General features: G+C 66.3%; 16 protein-coding genes and 1 tRNA gene. 7 read left to right on the top strand and 10 right to left on the bottom strand.

Annotated elements, in window-relative coordinates; translation table 11 throughout:
* The 5 genes from U874_RS0110680 (at window position 1) to U874_RS0110670 (ending at window position 5,529) form a co-directional block, all read left to right on the top strand.
* Window positions 1-1,032 (top strand): hypothetical protein, encoded by a 1,032-nt coding sequence (locus U874_RS0110680; RefSeq protein WP_029988261.1) that lies wholly within the window; start codon window positions 1-3, stop codon window positions 1,030-1,032.
* Between the two features lie 272 nt (window positions 1,033-1,304).
* Window positions 1,305-3,020, top strand: a complete 1,716-nt coding sequence (locus U874_RS15160; protein ID WP_081809982.1) for an AIPR family protein — start codon at window positions 1,305-1,307, stop codon at window positions 3,018-3,020.
* Window positions 3,021-3,263: 243 nt separating this feature from the next.
* A complete protein-coding gene (locus U874_RS15820) occupies window positions 3,264-3,509 on the top strand; it encodes a very short patch repair endonuclease (protein ID WP_255342053.1) in 246 nt (81 codons plus the stop codon).
* Between the two features lie 272 nt (window positions 3,510-3,781).
* Window positions 3,782-4,699 (top strand): NaeI family type II restriction endonuclease, encoded by a 918-nt coding sequence (locus U874_RS0110675; protein ID WP_025134530.1) that lies wholly within the window; start codon window positions 3,782-3,784, stop codon window positions 4,697-4,699.
* Complete coding sequence (locus U874_RS0110670) at window positions 4,696-5,529, top strand: HNH endonuclease (protein ID WP_025134529.1); 834 nt, start codon at window positions 4,696-4,698, stop codon at window positions 5,527-5,529. The genes U874_RS0110675 and U874_RS0110670 overlap by 4 nt, the downstream gene beginning before the upstream one ends.
* On the opposite strand, the gene U874_RS0110665 is transcribed toward U874_RS0110670, so the two are convergent.
* From U874_RS0110665 to lysA, 6 genes are all read right to left on the bottom strand, one after another.
* The gene (locus tag U874_RS0110665) at window positions 5,526-6,521 is read right to left on the bottom strand and encodes a DNA cytosine methyltransferase (RefSeq protein ID WP_025134528.1); all 996 of its coding nucleotides are present in this window, start codon (window positions 6,519-6,521) and stop codon (window positions 5,526-5,528) included. The genes U874_RS0110670 and U874_RS0110665 overlap by 4 nt on opposite strands.
* A gap of 383 nt (window positions 6,522-6,904) precedes the next feature.
* Window positions 6,905-6,981, bottom strand: a tRNA-Pro gene (locus U874_RS0110660).
* Between the two features lie 290 nt (window positions 6,982-7,271).
* Window positions 7,272-8,063, bottom strand: coding sequence for an amino acid ABC transporter ATP-binding protein (locus tag U874_RS0110655; RefSeq protein ID WP_025134527.1), 792 nt, complete (start codon window positions 8,061-8,063; stop codon window positions 7,272-7,274).
* Window positions 8,056-9,018 carry an amino acid ABC transporter permease gene (locus U874_RS0110650; protein WP_025134526.1) on the bottom strand — a complete coding sequence of 321 codons (963 nt, stop codon included), beginning with the start codon at window positions 9,016-9,018 and terminating at the stop codon, window positions 8,056-8,058. Before U874_RS0110650 ends, U874_RS0110655 begins: the two co-directional genes overlap by 8 nt.
* An 8-nt stretch (window positions 9,019-9,026) precedes the next feature.
* Window positions 9,027-9,962, bottom strand: a complete 936-nt coding sequence (locus tag U874_RS0110645; protein ID WP_025134525.1) for an ABC transporter substrate-binding protein — start codon at window positions 9,960-9,962, stop codon at window positions 9,027-9,029.
* 95 nt (window positions 9,963-10,057) lie between these two features.
* A complete protein-coding gene (gene lysA / locus U874_RS0110640) occupies window positions 10,058-11,356 on the bottom strand; it encodes a diaminopimelate decarboxylase (protein WP_025134524.1) in 1,299 nt (432 codons plus the stop codon).
* An 83-nt stretch (window positions 11,357-11,439) separates the two neighbouring features.
* Between lysA and U874_RS0110630 the strand changes: the two genes are divergently transcribed.
* The gene (locus U874_RS0110630) at window positions 11,440-13,068 is read left to right on the top strand and encodes a CdaR family transcriptional regulator (protein WP_051582887.1); all 1,629 of its coding nucleotides are present in this window, start codon (window positions 11,440-11,442) and stop codon (window positions 13,066-13,068) included.
* Between the two features lie 9 nt (window positions 13,069-13,077).
* On the opposite strand, the gene U874_RS0110625 is transcribed toward U874_RS0110630, so the two are convergent.
* Window positions 13,078-13,443, bottom strand: a complete 366-nt coding sequence (locus U874_RS0110625) for a helix-turn-helix domain-containing protein (protein WP_025134521.1) — start codon at window positions 13,441-13,443, stop codon at window positions 13,078-13,080.
* A gap of 131 nt (window positions 13,444-13,574) precedes the next feature.
* Here U874_RS0110625 and U874_RS0110620 point away from each other — a divergent pair, with 131 nt between their 5' ends.
* On the top strand, window positions 13,575-14,219 hold the full coding sequence (locus tag U874_RS0110620) for an NAD(P)-dependent oxidoreductase (RefSeq protein WP_025134520.1): 645 nt from the start codon (window positions 13,575-13,577) through the stop codon (window positions 14,217-14,219).
* Between the two features lie 69 nt (window positions 14,220-14,288).
* Here U874_RS0110620 and U874_RS0110615 read toward each other — a convergent pair whose 3' ends face one another.
* The 3 genes from U874_RS0110615 to U874_RS0110605 form a co-directional block, all read right to left on the bottom strand.
* Window positions 14,289-15,317, bottom strand: coding sequence for a VOC family protein (locus U874_RS0110615; RefSeq protein WP_025134519.1), 1,029 nt, complete (start codon window positions 15,315-15,317; stop codon window positions 14,289-14,291).
* Window positions 15,318-15,428: 111 nt separating this feature from the next.
* Complete coding sequence (locus tag U874_RS0110610; RefSeq protein WP_025134518.1) at window positions 15,429-16,103, bottom strand: DUF305 domain-containing protein; 675 nt, start codon at window positions 16,101-16,103, stop codon at window positions 15,429-15,431.
* Entirely contained in the window at window positions 16,100-16,777 is a 678-nt protein-coding gene (locus U874_RS0110605) for a DUF3105 domain-containing protein (protein ID WP_025134517.1), read from the bottom strand. The genes U874_RS0110610 and U874_RS0110605 overlap by 4 nt, the downstream gene beginning before the upstream one ends.
* Between the last annotated feature and the right edge of the window lie 145 nt (window positions 16,778-16,922).

Here is a 16,922-nt window from a genome sequence, read left to right as displayed (position 1 = left end):
GTGTTCGACGAAGTAGAGCGCCTGCCAGGTGCTCCGCAGCTGCATCGATGGACGGACTGGGCTGAGCTACTCGCATACACGTCTGCGGTCGGGGCGATCTCGATGCCTGAACTTGCCGAGACCACCGAACGGCGGACAGACTTCATAGATACCGAATCTGAAGACGATCAGGACGAGAGTGAGCTCGAATCAGAGCCGCTAATTGAGGAATCTCAGGGCGAGCCAGCGAAGTATCAGGATGCCCTCGCACGGCGCGCCGGTGACGTTCTCAGCTATCTGCAGGATCGTGCAACACGATACGGCCCGGCATATCCGTTTGAAGTCGACTTGAACGCACGTACGGTTTCCTTGCGGTCGGCAACCAACTCCCGCCGCTTCTACCTCTTTCTCCTGGCATGCGCCTGCCTGCGCTACGTTGAGAAGCCAGCTGACCGCACTAAGTTGGCCGCCCAGTTCGAGCTGGCAGGCATCGAGGTGCTCAAGCGTATTTTGCCGACAAGCGCGGAAGTTCACCTCTTCGGCGCGAACTCCCTGACGACCGGCAAATACTCCGGCCTGCTCTTCGAAAAGGTGAAGGCCCTCGCCGCCGATCTCGGGGAACGTGTGCTGGCAACGAACACTGACTTCGAACGGGGAGACCGCGGGGATAACGGTCTGGACCTTATCGCATGGGTGCCTTTACATGATGAGTTGCCCGGCCGCCTTACGGTTTTCGGGCAAGCTGCATGCACGCCGGCCTGGGTTTCGAAGCAGCACTCCTCGCATTCTTCATCCTGGTCGTCAGTTATGACTTTGACCGCAGACCCTGTGAACATGGTTTTCATCCCGTATGACTACCGTCGGCCCGGCGCCGAGTGGTACACGAGCAGGCATATTCACAAGAGCACTGTCATAGACCGCTACCGAATCGTCAAGCTCCTTTCCGCCGGTACCGACCCAGCTGATCCAATCGAGCTGGAACCGGACTTGCTCGGCGCACTCGACCTCAACGCATTCGATACTTTCCGGCAGCAGGAGGCCTCGGATCTTTGACGTTTCCAGTTCCACGGACGAGGAACGCGTCTCCCGAGCACCGCGGTCATCCTCTCGTGAACCAAGACGTTCCATACATTGCAGGGCGCGTCACATTTTGCATGGGCAGGAAGTCGACCACTATGTTGACTCACTAAATTCACTGGTTGCGCACCGGAGAACTTCATGCGTTATCAGAGCCTCCCGCTATGCATTCGACTCTCCTGCGATAGGCTCCCTCAAGAGGAACGACTCGTCGAGAAGAAAGTGGTTCGTTTTTGGGTGCCAACGAAGTGATCCTGATCGAGCAGTTCATCGATGAAGCTCAGCGAGCGAGAGATACCCCACTCCCCGACGACGTGGCCTTCGAGATCTTCTCGGCCACTATGGTTCTCGCAGATATGAACTTGACAGATGAGGAGATCGCCGCTGGTCGCATTGGCGGCGGCAGAGATGGTGGCATCGATGGGGTCTACACATTCCTTGACGGCGCCCTGCTCGAATCAGATGATCCCATCTTCGAAGATGGATTCAGCCCTAAAAGCCTAAGACGCGGGCCTGAACTCACGCTTCACCTTGTTCAGGCAAAGCGCGAGTCCTCGTTTAAGGAAACGGCCTTTGAGAAAGCAATCCTCAGTACCACAAAGCTATTCGATCTCAACCTCAGTGACGAGGAGGTTCTAAAGATCTACTCACCCGAGCTCGTTGAGAGAATCCGGATATTCACTCGAGCGTGGCTGCTTCTCGGAATTAGGGCGCCCAGGATTACAGTCCACTTTTCCTACGCGACAAAGGCGTCGACAACCAATATCGCGGCGGGCGTTCAGCACAAAGCACAAGACTTCATCGACCATGTCTCAGCACAGATCCCTGGCGCTACTGGAGAAGCAAGCATGCTCGGCGCTCACGAGCTCTGGGAAAGCGCAACTACACTTCCGGAGTACGACCTTCAGATCCGATTCGAAGACTATGTGTCAAAGGAAGACTCCTACCTCGGGCTGGTCCGGCTACCCGATCTCTACCGTTTCTTTACCGATGAGTCGGGGAACCTGCTCTCACATCTTTTTGACTCGAATGTCCGCGATTATCAGGGGTCCATCGCAGTAAATAGGCAGATTCGCCAGAGCCTTAGAGACGATGAGGCCCGTGATTTCTGGTGGTTCAATAACGGCGTAACGGTCATATGTTCCAAGGCACACATCGGCGGCAGCAAGACCTTCACCCTTTCTGATGTTCAAATCGTCAATGGACTGCAGACTTCTCACACCATCCATCAGGCCTTGAGTGAAACAGACCTTGACTCAGAACCAAACTCTGGCAAGTCGGTACAAGTTCGCATTATTGAGACAAGGGACGAGAAGACGCGCGATGACGTCATTCGTGCCACGAATAGTCAGACAAAGGTGCCCGATGCATCCCTGCACGCGACGGAAGACATTCATCGGCAGATTGAGTCACATTTCGCGGCGGAAGGCTGGTACTACGATCGCCGCAAGAACTTCTACAAGAACATGGGGAAACCCAGCGACCGGATAGTAAGCATTCCGGCGCTTGGGCAGGCAATGGCGGCAATTACGCTGGGGCGACCAGACGACGCGCGAGCTCGCCCGACAACTCTCCTGAACAACGAAGCTGACTATAAGGCGATGTTCTCGGAGTCTGTCCCCCTTCCCGTATATCTTTGGGCAGCAAAGCTTCAACGAAGAATCGATTCCCTGCTGCTTGCGCCGGAGCTGGAAACAGACAGTTTCACGCGAACAAACACCCGGTTCTTGGTCAGCATGTTTGTCGCGATTCAAAAGGTAGGCTCTCAAGTTCGCAGCCCTCATCAGCTAATGGGGATAGTCGATTCAGGACCTGATCTGACGATCGAGGATGTGCAAAGAGCCTTCCTAGCAGTAGCCGAAGTTGCTCGTATTCTCTCAGAGGAGAAGGGGTGGGCTCTTGACCGCGCGTCTAAGAGCCGAGAACTGGCGGAAAGAGTTGCGAAGAGAGCATTGGGCAGCTGAGTCGCTGCCCAAACAGCTCGACTACTACTTGTCCATTGACCCCGGCGAGCGCGCAGAGACATCGCGTAGCAAACTAGCCTCAAGATTCCGCTACCCGCTACTCCTCAAGGACCTGCCGGAGGCCTGACTCACACGAGTAGGTCTGGCACTAATCAAGTTTCAATCACATCAGCCGGGACGTCAGACAGCCGTCATGCGTCAGAATTCTGCCCCGCTTCCTTGCTCAGGCCGCAAGGTGTCCACATGGGTCAACAGGTTGCGTCCGAAAGAAATACCCGGTCCGGGGCGGTGGGCACCGCGCGACGTAGGAACATGCCGGCGAACCGCCGGAGAGATACGGGTCCGGAACTCGCCCTGCGCTCTGCTCTCCATCGCGATGGATACCGCTATCGTTGCGATTTCCCAATCGACTTGCCGGAGGGCCGAGTACGACCCGACATCGTCTTCACCCGGAAACGGGTTGCCGTCTTCGTCGATGGTTGCTTCTGACACTCCTGCCCCGAGCGTGGAAGCCGCCCCTCGGTCAATCAGTCCTACTGGTCATCGAAACTTGCGCGGAACGTCGAGCGAGATACTCGCAACACGAGAATGCTCACCGAGGCCGACTGGGTCGTCGTCCGAGTTTGGGAGCACAAAGTCGTTGAGAGAGGAATGGCCCGAGTCGTCGTTTCCCTGGAATCTGCCCATCTCTGAGTTGGGTGAGGAACGATGGCGAGGTTAGTGGGCCAATAGTCAAGTGCACTAGCCCATAGGCTGTGAGCATGATGTTCCCAGGTAATGAGGCCGAGCAGGCCGACGCTGGCGTCGTTGCGGTTGTCAAGAAGCTCCGGGAGCTCGACCCCGACGGCTCCCGTATGGCGAAAGTCTTCCGGGCGACTTTTGATCAGCTCTATGATGGTCAACACACCGGCCGGTACAGCGTCGACCAGCTCTTCAAAACGGAGAAGACTCACTTCGGCACGCTCATCGAGATCAACTTGCAGCGTGAGCTGAAGTTCGAGGACGGCGATGTGCTGGATTTCAAGATCGCGGGCCTGGAAGTCGACTGCAAATACTCGCACACGGGCGCCTGGATGCTCCCGGTGGAGAGCTTCGAGCAGATCGTGCTCGTCACGCAGGCCAATGACCAGAAGTCCGTGTGGAGCGCCGGAGTAGTGCGGGTCACGGTAGAGAACCGGCGCACGAGCGAGAATCGGGACAAGAAGACGGGCCTGAACACGCACGGGCGGAGCCAGATCACCTGGCTGTTCAAAGACGCCCCGATGCAGCCGAACGCGCTCCTCCAGCTACCCACTGAAGTCGTCGCCGAGATCATGTCGGGCAGGAGCGGACAAGCACGGCTCAATGAGCTCTTCCGCCGCGCAACGAACCGGCGGCTTTCCCGGAACATCATCGCGACAGTCGCGCAGCAGGACGACTACATGAAGCGCGTCCGTGACAACGGCGGCTCCCGCGGTGCGCTTCGCCCCGAAGGGTATCTGATCCTCGGCGGCGACTACAAGGTGCAGCGCAATCTTGCTGAAGCGCTCGGTGCTGCGATCCCTGAACCCGGTGAGCTCGTGAGCATTCAGGTCGTTCCGGCGTCCCCAGCGGATGGGGTGCAGATCGGCGAGGCATTCTGGCGCCTGGCCGAGGAGGGCGAAGCTGTCACAGTCCCTGCGCCGGTAGTGCCGCGATGACGGCGGCCGAGCGGCCTCTGCCGGAGCCTGACAGCGCCGAGCTCGCTGGAATTCTTAGAAGCAAGGAGAAGCACAAGCTCTACAAGTTCCTCTACGAGCGCCGCGACAATCCGCCGACAATGGTTGAGATCCAGGCTCATGCGGACGCTGGCCGTGGTGAATCTCATGCGCAGACCGGTCGCCGTGTTCGAGAGCTTCGCAAGTGGTTCTTGCTTCGTACCGTGCAGAAAGGCAGGACTCACTATTACGAGTTGCGTGGCTGGCAGACCGGCCCGACCTCGGATAGCGCAGGAATCTCGGGTAAGGTCCGTGGCGAAGTACTTAGCAGCAATCGGTGCGCGCAGTGCGGGAAGACCCCGTCTGAAGACGGCGTGAAGCTCGAAGTAGACCACAAGGTTCCGCAGAGCTGGGGCGGTACCGACGACATAGACAACCTGCAGCCGCTGTGCACCCAGTGCAACCATGACAAGCAAGCGTTCTACGCCACGATGGACCCGTTCGAGGACCAGATCCGTGCAGCAACGCAGCACATGGAGCCGCATAGGCGTATCGGCGAGCTCCTGAAGGCCTTTGCCGCTGCTGGAGCGGAAGCACCGTCCCAGGTCGTGGGCGTCGTCGCGTCGATGCACCAGTACCAGGAAGACTGGCAGAAGCGCATGCGCGAGCTCCGTGAACTTGGCTGGGACTACACCACCCGTAAGGAGACTCGCCCCGAGCGGGTCCACACCTTCTACATCCTCACCAAATGGACTGAATGGCCAGAAGGAGATACTGCCGCGGAGATCCGTAGGCGGGAAAAGGCCAGGAAAGCGCAGAACCCGAAGGGTTAGCTGACAGCCCGGAGCACGTTTCCGGTGTCAGTGGTGCGCTGGCTCACGGCGCCGAGGGCTTCAGCGATCGCGCCGCCGATTGCGGCAGCAACCGGCGGCGGGAACGCGTTCCCGATCTGCCGGTAGGTTGAGGTTTTCCGTCCGGCGAACTGCCACTCGGGGTAGAAGCCCTGGATGCGGGCGGCCATCTCGTTCGTCAGCCGTGGAATGTAGTCGAGCGGGGCGTCAGCTGCGGGAGCTTCGTCAGCGATGCCCTTGCCGTCAACGCCGAGGGCCAGCCAGGACTGCTTCGCGCGGGTCGGGCCGAGATCCGCGCCGCCGTGCTTCTTGGAACCGCCGACGAGCGTCGGAGCGATATTGTTCGCCTGCTTGGCCCACTGCTCCGCGCCGGTCCAGCCCCGGGAGGCCATGAGCGGGCGGAGTACCTTCCCCACGGTCGGCGGGGTTCCCATCGGGCGGGGCCACTCGAACTTACGGAACTGACGGCGCTTGAGCGCTACCAGGATGAAGCGGGGGCGCAGCTGGGGCACCCCGTACTCGCTGGAGTAAATGAGCTGCCAGTCGGCTTCGTATCCGGCTTTGTCGAGTGCTTCAATGATGGATTCGCGGTAATTTGCGAACCGGGCTGATGCGAGGCCTTTGACGTTCTCCAGCATGACTGCGGTCGGCTTGGCCTCCCGGACTAGCCGGAGAGCTTCGGGGAAGAGATCTCGTTCGTCATCGGCGCCGAGCTGCTTGCCGGCGACACTGAACGGGGGGCAGGGTACGCCGCCAGCCAGGAGATCGATGCCGCGGTGATCCTTGCCGTTGATGTCGCGCACATCGCCTTCGTGTACGTCCCACTCGGGCCGGTTCAGGCGGAGCGTAGCGGCGGCATCCTTGTCGATCTCGACGGCGAGCGAGTGGCTGAAGCCTGCATGTTCGAGGCCCGATGATTGCCCGCCGGCACCTGCGCAGATCTCCAGGACACTAAGTTCGGACGTTGTCGGCATGTGTCTTATCCTCTCATCGTTTCAACCGGCGCTGAATCCGCCTTGCCGGTTGCGAGTATGCTCCCAGCAACCGCTGACACTGGCCCCACCCGACAGCGGCAGCTATTACCTCGCACTGGGGGGCCGTTACTCAACAGGTGTCTGCATCATTCGCCACGACTTTCAGCGCCCTGGCACCTGTCCGTGAACCCGACTTCCTAGGGGCTCCAGCGCCCTTTCTGCCCGAAACAGGCCGCCAGATCGCCCATCTGCCCGTAAGCTCGTTGGCTAAGTCAGGCAACACAGCCCTCGAACCGGTAGGCCTTCGGTTCCAATCCGGACTTTAGCAAGTGTTCCCCAAAACGAAAGAAGCCCTGACGAGAGAGAATCTCGTCAGGGCTTTCTGGTCGGGCTGACAGGATTTGAACCTGCGACCCCTTGACCCCCAGTCAAGTGCGCTACCAAGCTGCGCCACAGCCCGTTGGTCACGATTGCTCGTGGACAACTCCTCTATCTTACCCATACTTTTGGTGGCCGCTGACCACGGTCGCAGGCCGGGCGCGTCGCGCCCTGAAACGGCTGTGCCCCGGTCGCCAAAACGGCGACCGGGGCACACGCACCGAGCGGGATGGGGAGGCAGCCGACCGGAGCACACGCACCGAACGGGATGAGAGCGCGGCCGACAGCGGCACACTCGCCCAGCGGGATGGAGGCACAGGCACCGAGCGGGACAGGGAGCCGCAGCCGCGCCGCGCCCGGACCCCACCCCAGCTAGAGCACGCTCTGGAGGAAGCCCTGCGTGCGGGCGTGCTGCGGGTTGTCGATCACGTCAGCGGGGGCGCCCGCCTCGACCACCACGCCGCCGTCCATGAAGACGACCTGGTCGGCCACCTCGCGGGCGAAGCCGATCTCGTGGGTCACCACGATCATCGTCATGCCCTCCTGGGCGAGCTCCTTCATCACGTCGAGCACCTCGCCCACGAGCTCCGGATCGAGCGCCGAGGTGGGCTCGTCGAAGAGCATGAGCTTGGGCTTCATCGCGAGCGCGCGGGCGATGGCCACGCGCTGCTGCTGCCCGCCCGAGAGCTGCGACGGGTAGTGGTCGGCCCAGGCGTCGAGGCCCACGCGGCGGAGCAGCTGGCGGGCCTCGGCCACGGCATCGGCCTTGTTCCGCTTCGAGACGACCATGGGCGCCTCGATGATGTTCTCAAGCGCGGTCTTGTGCGGGAACAGGTTGAAGCGCTGGAACACCATACCGATGGAGCGGCGTTGCTTGGCCACTTCACGGGGGTGCATCTCGCGGAGGCGGTCCCCCTCCGGGCGGTAGCCCACGATCTCCCCGTCGACCGAGATGCGGCCGCCGTCGATCGTCTCGAGGTGGTTGATGCAGCGCAGCAGGGTGGACTTGCCGGATCCCGAGGGGCCGAGCAGCACCGACACTTGGCCGGCGTGCACGTCCATGGAGATTCCCTTGAGTACCTCGAGGCTGCCGAAGTGCTTGCGCACGCCGCGGAGCTGCACGAGGGCGGAATCACTGAGCTGCGGGGTGGTGAGATCAGCCACGACGCTCCCCCTTCTTCTTTCCCTGGAACTGGACGGCGATCGCGCCGGTCATCTCGCGGGCCTTCTGCAGCGGCGAGGTGGGCGCGTTGCGCTCCACGCCGCGGCCGAAGTAGCGCTCGAGGTAGTGCTGCGGGATCGACAGGATCGACACGATGAGGAGGTACCAGATGCTCACCACGATGAGCAGCTCGACCTGCTTCAGGTTCTGCGCCGAGATCTGGGTGGCCCGCGTGTAGACCTCCATCACGGCGATGAGCGAGAGCAGCGAGGTGTTCTTGATCATCGAGATGAGCTCGTTGCCGAGCGGCGGGATAATCACGCGCATCGCCTGCGGCAGCAGGATCCGCGTGAAGGTGGCGAGCGGGCTCATGCCGAGCGAGGCGGCGGCCTCCTTCTGGCCGGCGTCGACGGACAGCATGCCCGAGCGCACGATCTCGGCCGAGTAGGCGGCCTCGTTGAGCGTGAGCGCGATGATGCCGGCCACGAAGGCGGTCAGCAGCACGTTCGTGTCGATCGACCAGAACACCACGTCGGTGAACGGGATGCCGAGCGAGATCTTCTCGAAGATGAGGCCGAAGTAGCCCCAGATCACGATCTGCACGAGGAGCGGCGTGCCGCGGAAGAGCCACACGTAGAAGGAGGAGAACACGACTGCGACGGGGTTGCCCGACAGGCGCATGGCGGCGAGGATCACGGCGAGCACGGTCGAGATGATCATCGAGATCGCCGTGATGAGGAGCGTCACGCCGACGCCCGACACGATCTCCGGGTTGAACATGTACTGGCCAACGACCGAGTAGTCGATGTTCTTGTTGGTCCAGAGCGCCTGGATGAACCAGGCGGCGAACAGGATCAGGGCGATCGCCCAGATCCACCGGCCGGGCCGCCGGAGCGGGAGGGCTTCGATGTCGAAGCTCCGATCCCGCTCCGGGGCCGTCACAGTTGCGGTACTCATGGTGTGGGTTATCCCTCCAGCGATGCGCCGTTGACGATCGCCTCGTCGGTCGCGAAGTTGCCGAGGTTGTGCTTCGCGAGGATGTCCTGGTAGACGCCCTCGTCGATGAGCGCCTGCATCGCGAGGCGCAGCGCCTCGGTCAGCTCGGTGTTCTCCTTGAGGGTGCCGATGCCCGTGTAGACGGGGTTCACGCCAGCCGGGTACTCGGGATCCTCGACCATCTCGAAGTCCTTGCCGTTGCCCGCGGTGGCGACGGTGTACGCGGCGACGGGCGCGTCGACGGGGTAGGCGACCACGCGGCCGGCCTTCAGCGCGGTCTGCGGATCCTGCGCAGTGGGCAGCTGCTGGATGGTCAGCGTGCCCTTGCCCTCGGCCTCGCAGGTGGCGGCGAGCTCGGTGAGCAGATCGAGCTGCGCGCTCGCCTTCTGCACGGCGACCGGGTGGCCGCAGAGGTCGTTGAGGCTCTGGATCCCCTCGGGGTTGCCCTGCTTCACGACGATCGTGAATCCGGCGTAGATCTCCTCGATGAAGTTGAGGGTGCCCTCGCGCTCGATCGTGTCGTTCATGCCCGACATGATGATGTCGAACTTCTTCGCCTGCAGCGACGGGATCACGGTCTCGAAGGCCTGGTGCGAGAGCTTGATCTCGACGCCGAGCTTCTCGCCGAGGGCCTGCGCGAGATCGGGATCGAGGCCGACCTGCTTCTCACCCTCGAGGAGGATGAACGGCGGGTAGGGGATGCCCGCTGCGGCGCGGATCACGCCGGCGTCGCGGATCGACTGGGGCAGGGCCGCCTCTGCGGCCTTGTCGACGCCCGAGGTGAGCGTCGCCGCAGCGTCGTCCTTCGCGGGGGCCGCGTCCCCCGAGCCGCCGCCGGAGCAGGCGGTGAGGCCGAGCGCTGCGACGAAGGCCGCGGCCGCGGAGATCTTGATGAGCTTCTTCATGGTGGGTTCCTCTTCCTTGGGGAATCGTGGTCGGTGGGGTGGGAAATCGGGCAGAAAGTCGGGTCAGCAGGCCGGGTCAGAGCACCGGGGCCGGATCAGGAGGCCCAGGCCTCCTCGCTCGGGCCGACGTGGTGGCCGAGGAACTCGGCGTACGTCTGGCGCCGCACCGCGAGGCGGCTCTCGCCGTCGCGGCAGAACACGACGGCGGGCTTCAGCGCGCCGTTGTAGTTGTTCGAGAGCGTGTAGCCGTAGGCCCCCGTCGCGGCGAGGACGATGGTATCGCCCGTGGCGGGGGCGGCGAGCTCGGCGCGGTCGACGAGCAGGTCGCCCGACTCGCACTGGCGGCCCACGAGCTGCGCGGTCGTGTCGGGCTGCGCGTTCGCGCGGTCGGCCACGATGGGGGTGAACTCCATGTTCATGAGCGCGACGTTGAGCTGGTCGGCGAGGCCGCCGTCGACGGCCACGAAGGTGGCGCCCGTGCGCTTCACGTTGTTCACCCGGTACGCGGTCATGCCGGCGCGGGCGACGAGCGAGCGGCCGGGCTCGATGATGAGGCGGCTGCCCGCGGGGAGCACGCGGCGCGCGGCCGCCGTGATCGCGTCGAGGTAGGCGTCGAGGCTCGGGGCGTCGTGCGACACGTTGTAGTTCACGCCGAGCCCGCCGCCGATGTTGTAGACGGGGAACTCCCCCAGCTCGCGCACGGCCTCGACGGCCCGCTCGAACGGCTCCACCTCGAGCACCTGCGAGCCGATGTGCAGGTGGAGGCCGACCACGTTGATGAACGGGTGGCTCTCGAGCCGCGCGATGAGCGCCTTCGCCTGCGGGATCGGGAGACCGAACTTCGAGGTCTCGCCGCCCGTGGAGATCGCCTTGGGCACGCGGGGGTTGACGCCGGGGATGATCCGGATCAGCACGTCCTGCGGGCGGGTGAGGAGCGCGTCGAGACGCTCGACGTCGGCCTCGCCGTCGAGCACGATCGCGCCGATCCCGGCGTCGACCGCGAGCACGAGCTCCTCGTGGCTCTTCGCGTTGCCGTGGAGGTGGATGAGCTCGGCGGGTGCGCCCGATTCGAGGGCGAGCAGCAGCTCGCCGGCACCGGCGACGTCGATCGCGAGCCCCTCGGCCGCGGCGATCGCGTAGGCCGCGAGCACGGGGAAGGATTTGGAGGCGAACGCGACCTGGCTGTTCGGCCAGCGGGCGGCGAGGCCCTCCCGGTAGGCCCGCATGCGGTCGCGCAGGCCCTGCTCGTCGATCACGTACAGCGGGGTTCCGTACTCCTCGGCGAGGGCGGGCACGGAGCAACCGCCCACCTCGAGGACGCCTTCGGCGTTGACCGCCGCGTTCGGGGGAAACACCCGCTCGAACCGGGGATCGTAGAACCCGCTCGCTACCACTTGACCACTCCTTTGTTTTCGTCAGTACCGACTGTAGAAAGCGAAAAGTGCCGCACGGTTATCGGAATCGCTAATATTTACCCGTGGCTCTATCGAACTCGCGCACGAGCGCCCTCTCCCCGCTGTCGACCGGCCTGCCCATCGGCAGCCTCGTCACGCAGATGGGGCACGGCGTGCTGACGGTGCTGCACGCGCCGCAGCACCCCGCGGCCCTCCTCGGGGTGGCCTACTACGACACGGATCTGCTCGAGCAGCAGCTCGCCGGGCAGCTCGTCATGCTCACGGCCCACGCCGAGCTGAGCCCCGAGCGCATCGACCTGCTCTGCGAGCGGCTCGCGGCGGCGCGGGCGAGCGGGATCGTGGCGCGCGCCGCGCACGGCGAAGCGGCGGCCGGCCTCGTGAGCGCGTGCGTGCGGCACAACATCCACCTGCTCGGGCTCGCGCCGAGCGTGGGCTGGCGCGAGTTCGACGCGCTCGTGAGCCGGCTCCTCGGCGAGCACGGCGCGGGTCTGCAGCTCGGCACGAACTCGGGCGACCGGCTCTTCGCGCTCGCGAACTCGGTGGCGCAGGCGTTCGGCGGCTCGGTGGCGATCGAGGATCACCGCCGCAACATCCTCGCGTACTCGGCGCTGCCTGGACAGGCGATCGACAGCCTGCGCGCCAACGGGATCCTGACGCGCCGCACCCCAGATGGCCCGCTCAACGAGGTCCGCTATCGCCAGGTCTTCGCGGCCGACGGCGTCTCGCGCTTTCCCACCGAGAACGGCTTCGCGCCACGCGCCGCGCTCCCCCTCCGCGCGGGCAACATCCCGCTCGGCTCGATCTGGGTGATCGACCCGCTCGGCGACGAGCTGGACACCCCGATCCCGCCCGAGAAGGAGGAGGTGCTGCGCAGTGCGGCCGAGCTCGCGGCTGGCTACATCGTCGACGCGTGGCGCTTCGACCACGGCGACGAGCGCTCACGCGAGACGGCGTTGCGCCGACTCCTCTCGGGCACCCCGCACGAGAACGACACGACCGTGCTCGGGATCCGCCCCGAGCAGCACTACCTCGTGCTCGCGGTCGACTGCGGCACCGTGCCCGAGGGGGATCTCTCCGAGGTGCGCACGGCGGCGTCGCGCCACCTGTCCGTGTACTTCCCGGGCAGCGTGTGCACGATCATGGAGGGCAAGGTCGTCGCGCTCCTGCCGAGCAGCGCGACGGATCCCGTCACCCGGTCGCTCGAGCGGCTGCTGCCGGAGCTCACGCGCCTCATCGGCAGCGCCGCGCACTGCGGGATCAGCCACCCGCGGAAGCCGAGCGCCACGCTCGCGGCCGACGCGGAGCGCGCGATCCGGGTGGCCGAGTGCGCGCGCGGCCTGGGCCTCGCGGTCGCGACGCCGGAGGCGGTGCAGCCGCAGCTGATCCTCCGCGAGTGCGCCGACGCCCTGCAGGCGACCGACCTGCAACTCCCCGAGGCGGAGCGGCTGTTCGCCCCCGAGGAGCGCGAGACCCGCGCGACGCTGCTCGCCTGGCTCGAAGAGCGCGGCAGCGCGCCCCGGGTGGCCGAGCGGCTCAATGTGCACGAGCAGACCGTGCGCTACCGCATGCGGCAGCTCGCGGGGCGGCTCGACATCGACCTCGACGATCCGGATCGCACGCTCGCCCTGTGGCTGCAGCTGCGGCTGGCCGAGCTCGCGCGCTCCCTGCGCGACGAGCCCGCGAGGTCGTAGGCTGCGCAGCTAGCCCGCGAGGTCGTAGGCCTCGCGGGCCGAGAGCACGTCGGCCATGTGCGTGCGGGCCCACGCGTCGAGCGCGCCGAGCGGCTCGCGCAGCGTGCGCCCCGCGTGCGTCAGCTCGTACTCCACGCGCGGCGGCACCTGCGGGAACAGCGTGCGGGTGACGAGCCCGTCGCGTTCGAGCGCGCGCAGCGTCTGCGTGAGCATCTTCTGCGAGACCCCGTCGACGCGGCGCGAGAGCTCGCCGAAGCGGAGCGGGCCGTCCGCGAGCGCGCCGATCACGAGCACCGTCCAGCGGTCGCCGATGCGGTCGAGCAGCTGCCGCGTGGGGCAGTCACGCTCGTAGGGATCCCAGTGCGGCTCGGTCATGCGCGCCCCCTCCGGCACCGCCGGGAACCTTGGTTACCGGAAAGTGCCTACTTACGAATACTTCCTTACTCTCCTATCGTAAGTATTGGCGGCTCCGAACGGAAGCCCTCCCTGACGAAAGGACGAAACACATGGCACGCATCACCGTGATCGGCGGCACCGGCTACGCCGGGGGAAACATCGTGCGCGAGGCGGCGGCCCGCGGCCACGAGGTCACGGCGGTCTCCCGCTCCGTGCCGAGCGAGGCCGTCGAGGGGGTCACGTACGTGGCCGCCGATGTGCGCGACGCGGAAGCACTGCGCTCGGCGGTCGCGGGCGCCGAGGTCGTGGTCGGCGCCCTCGCGCCGCGCGGTCCGCTCGAGGGCGAGCTGCGGGGCCTCATGGGCACGCTCGCGGCGGAGGCGCAGGCCGCGGGCGCGCGGCTCGGCGTCGTGGGCGGCGCGGGATCGCTGCTCGTCGCCGAGGGCGGGCCCACCGTCTCCTCGGGCCCCGAGTTCCCCGAGGCGTTCAAGGCCGAGGCCGAGGAGATGGGCGCCGTGCTCGCCGATCTGCGCGCCTCCGACGCAGCGCTCGACTGGTTCCTCGTCAGCCCCGCGGCGAGCTTCGGCGCGTGGGCGCCCGGCGAGCACACCGGCACGTTCCGCCTGGGCGGCGACGTGCTGCTCACCGACGCGGCGGGCGAGTCGAGCATCTCGGGCGCCGACTTCGCGCACGCCTTCGTCGACGAGATCGAGCGCCCCGCGCACCGGCGCGAGCGCTTCACGGTCGCCTACTGAGCGGCGCACCCGACGCCCGAGGCCCCGGCCCGCTCCTGCGGTCCGGGGCCTCGGGCGTGTCCGGGCGGGCTACTCCCCCGCCGCGACGAGCCGGATCGTGTTGCCCCACGGATCGTCTGCGCGGATCCCGTCGGGGATGGTCCCGGTCGTCACGCCGGCGTCGGCGAGGCGATCCGCCACCGCATCGACGCTCGCGGCATCGGGCAGCACGACGGTCACTGCGCCGAGGCCCACCTCGGTGCTGCGCGGGCCGGATCCGGCACTCATCCACGTGTTCGTCGCGAGGTGGTGATGGTAGCCGCCCGCTGAGTAGAAGAGCGCGCCGTCGGCCTCGGACACGACGTCGAAGCCGAGCGTGTCCGCGTAGAAGCTGCGCGCCTCGCCCAGGTCGCCCACCTTCAGGTGCACGTGCCCCACGGTCGCGGTGCCGCGGGCCTCGCCATCCAGGTAGTCGGTGATGAACTGATTGGGATCGAGCGCCTCGCTGCCCATCACGACCTGGCCGTCCTCCCACACCCACTCGGTCTCGGGGCGGTCGACGTAGAGCTCGACGCCGTTGTTCTCGGGATCGCCGAAGTAGAACGCCCGGCTCACCGCGTGGTCGGCGGCGCCCTGGTAGCTGCTCGGCGCGCGCTCGGCCACGCGCAGGAGGGTCGCGGCGAGCGTCGCCTCATCGGGGAACAGGATCGCCGTGTGGTACAGCCCGGCGTCGTCGGGCTGCGGCAGCGGCTGCTCCGAGCGCACGAGCCGTATGATCCCCTCGCCGCCGAGGCCGAGCAGCACCTCGTCCTCCGATTCGTCGAGCACGTCGAGCCCGACCGCGTCCGCGTAGAACGCGCGCACGCCGGCGAGATCGCGCACCCGGAGTTCGTTCACCGAGAGGTGCGTGGCCGCGGGGAGCCCGTCGGCCCGCTCGCGCGGGGCGCCGTCGGGCCCGCGCACCTCCCCCGAGCTCGCGCCGCCCGCGGTGCCGGAGGCCTGGGCGCGGGCAGTGAACCACCAGATCGCGCCGATCGCGAGCGCGACGAGGACCGCCCCGCCGATGATCGCCGCGCGCAGGCGCGGGCTGCGGCGGGTGGACTGAGGTGCTGCGGGCATAGCGGTGAGGTCTCTTCTCTGCGTGTGGGTGGGCGGGGTGCGTGCGTGGGGACGTGGATGGGTGGGTGCGTGGGGACGTGAGTGCGGTCGTGCGGGTCGCGGCCGGGCGGATCAGGCCTCCCGCTCGGCGAGCATGTCCTGCATGAGCTGGATCTCGCTGCGCTGCGCCGCGACCATGCTGCGTGCGAGGTCGGTGACGACGGGCAGGGAGCTGCGCGCCACCACGGCCTCGGCCATGTCGACGCCGCCCTCGTGGTGCGCGATCATCAGTTCGAGAAAGCGCCGCTCGGCCGCGCGGCCAGAGAGCGAGCCGAGCTCCGCGAGCTGCTCGCGCGTGGCCATGCCCGGCATCGTCGCGGGCACCACGGCCGGATCGACCTCGGCCTCCGCCTCGTGCCCAGCGTGCGCGCCACCCTCCCCCGGAATCGGGCGGTGCATCCAGGTCATCGCGGGCTCGGGAGCGGCGGGCGGAAGGCCCCAGACCGCGAGCCAGCCGTACATCTGCCCGGACTGCCGCGCCTGCGACGTGAGGATGTCGTACGCGAGGAGGCGCACGGCCTCGTCGTCGGTGCGATCCCGCACCATGATCGACATTTCGACCGCCTGATCGTGGTGGGTCTGCATGTCGCGCGCGAAGCCCGCCTCCGCGCTGCGCGTGCTCGGCACCGGATCCGGCGTCGCCGTGACCCGCCCGATCATGAGCGCTGAGGCGACAAGCACGAGCGCCAGCATCGTGGCGATGAACGCGGTGAACCCGACGCTGCGGCGAGCGCGCTCCTCGGTCACGCGGCGACTCGGCCGAGGCCCTCGACCGCACCCGAGCAGGAGGCGCCGGGCTCGGGGGCGTCGGCCGACTTCCAGAAGCGGTCGATGAACTGGCCGAGGCGGGGGTCGCTGGGCTCCTCGAACGTGATCTGTGCGCCCCAGGCGGAGGCCACGAAGGGCGTTTCCAGATCGGGGAACGGCGAGATGATCGTGTAGAGCTCGGGAATGCTGCGGCGCAGCTCGGCGAGCTGCTCCTCGGAGACGGAGTCGGGGTTGTACGTCACCCAGACGGCGCCGTGCTCGAGCGAGTGCACGGCGTTCTCGTTGGGCTGGGGCACGGAGTAGACGCCGCAGTTCAGCCAGGCCGGGAAGTGATTGCCGCCCGCGGGCGGGGTCATGCCGTACTCCGCGGCGTAGTCGACGGGCGCCGGGCCCACGTGGGTGGCCGGGAGGTTCGGGTACTCCTGCAGCCCCTCGATCGCGATGTCCTGGGGGCGCTGCCGCGGCTCGGACGTCGTCGCGATGAACGTGACGAGCAGGGCAACGACGGCCGCACCGCCCACCGCGCCGCTGATGATGCCGATCCGGCGTCGGCGCGCCTTCGCGGCCTGCTCCCGCTGGTACTGCTGCACCTTCTCGGCGCGGCGCTCGGCGCGCTCCTGCTTGATCGTCTTTCGCCCGGTGGGTGCCGCCACAGTGTTCCCCGCATTCGCAATTGGTTGTTGCGACAAGCTTTTCCCACGCGCCTGGGAGTTTCGTGTCCGGAGGCTGGGCGGGCTCCCAGCGAGAGGATCGCGGCGGGGCGCTGGATCCGGGTGGCGGCGGCGCGCTGGATCGCGG

Origin of the sequence: Leucobacter sp. PH1c (assembly GCF_000633415.1) — a bacterium.
GTDB lineage: Bacteria > Actinomycetota > Actinomycetes > Actinomycetales > Microbacteriaceae > Leucobacter.
The sequence above is the reverse complement of the archived record's forward strand: the minus strand, read 5'-3'. Positions and strand labels throughout refer to the sequence as shown.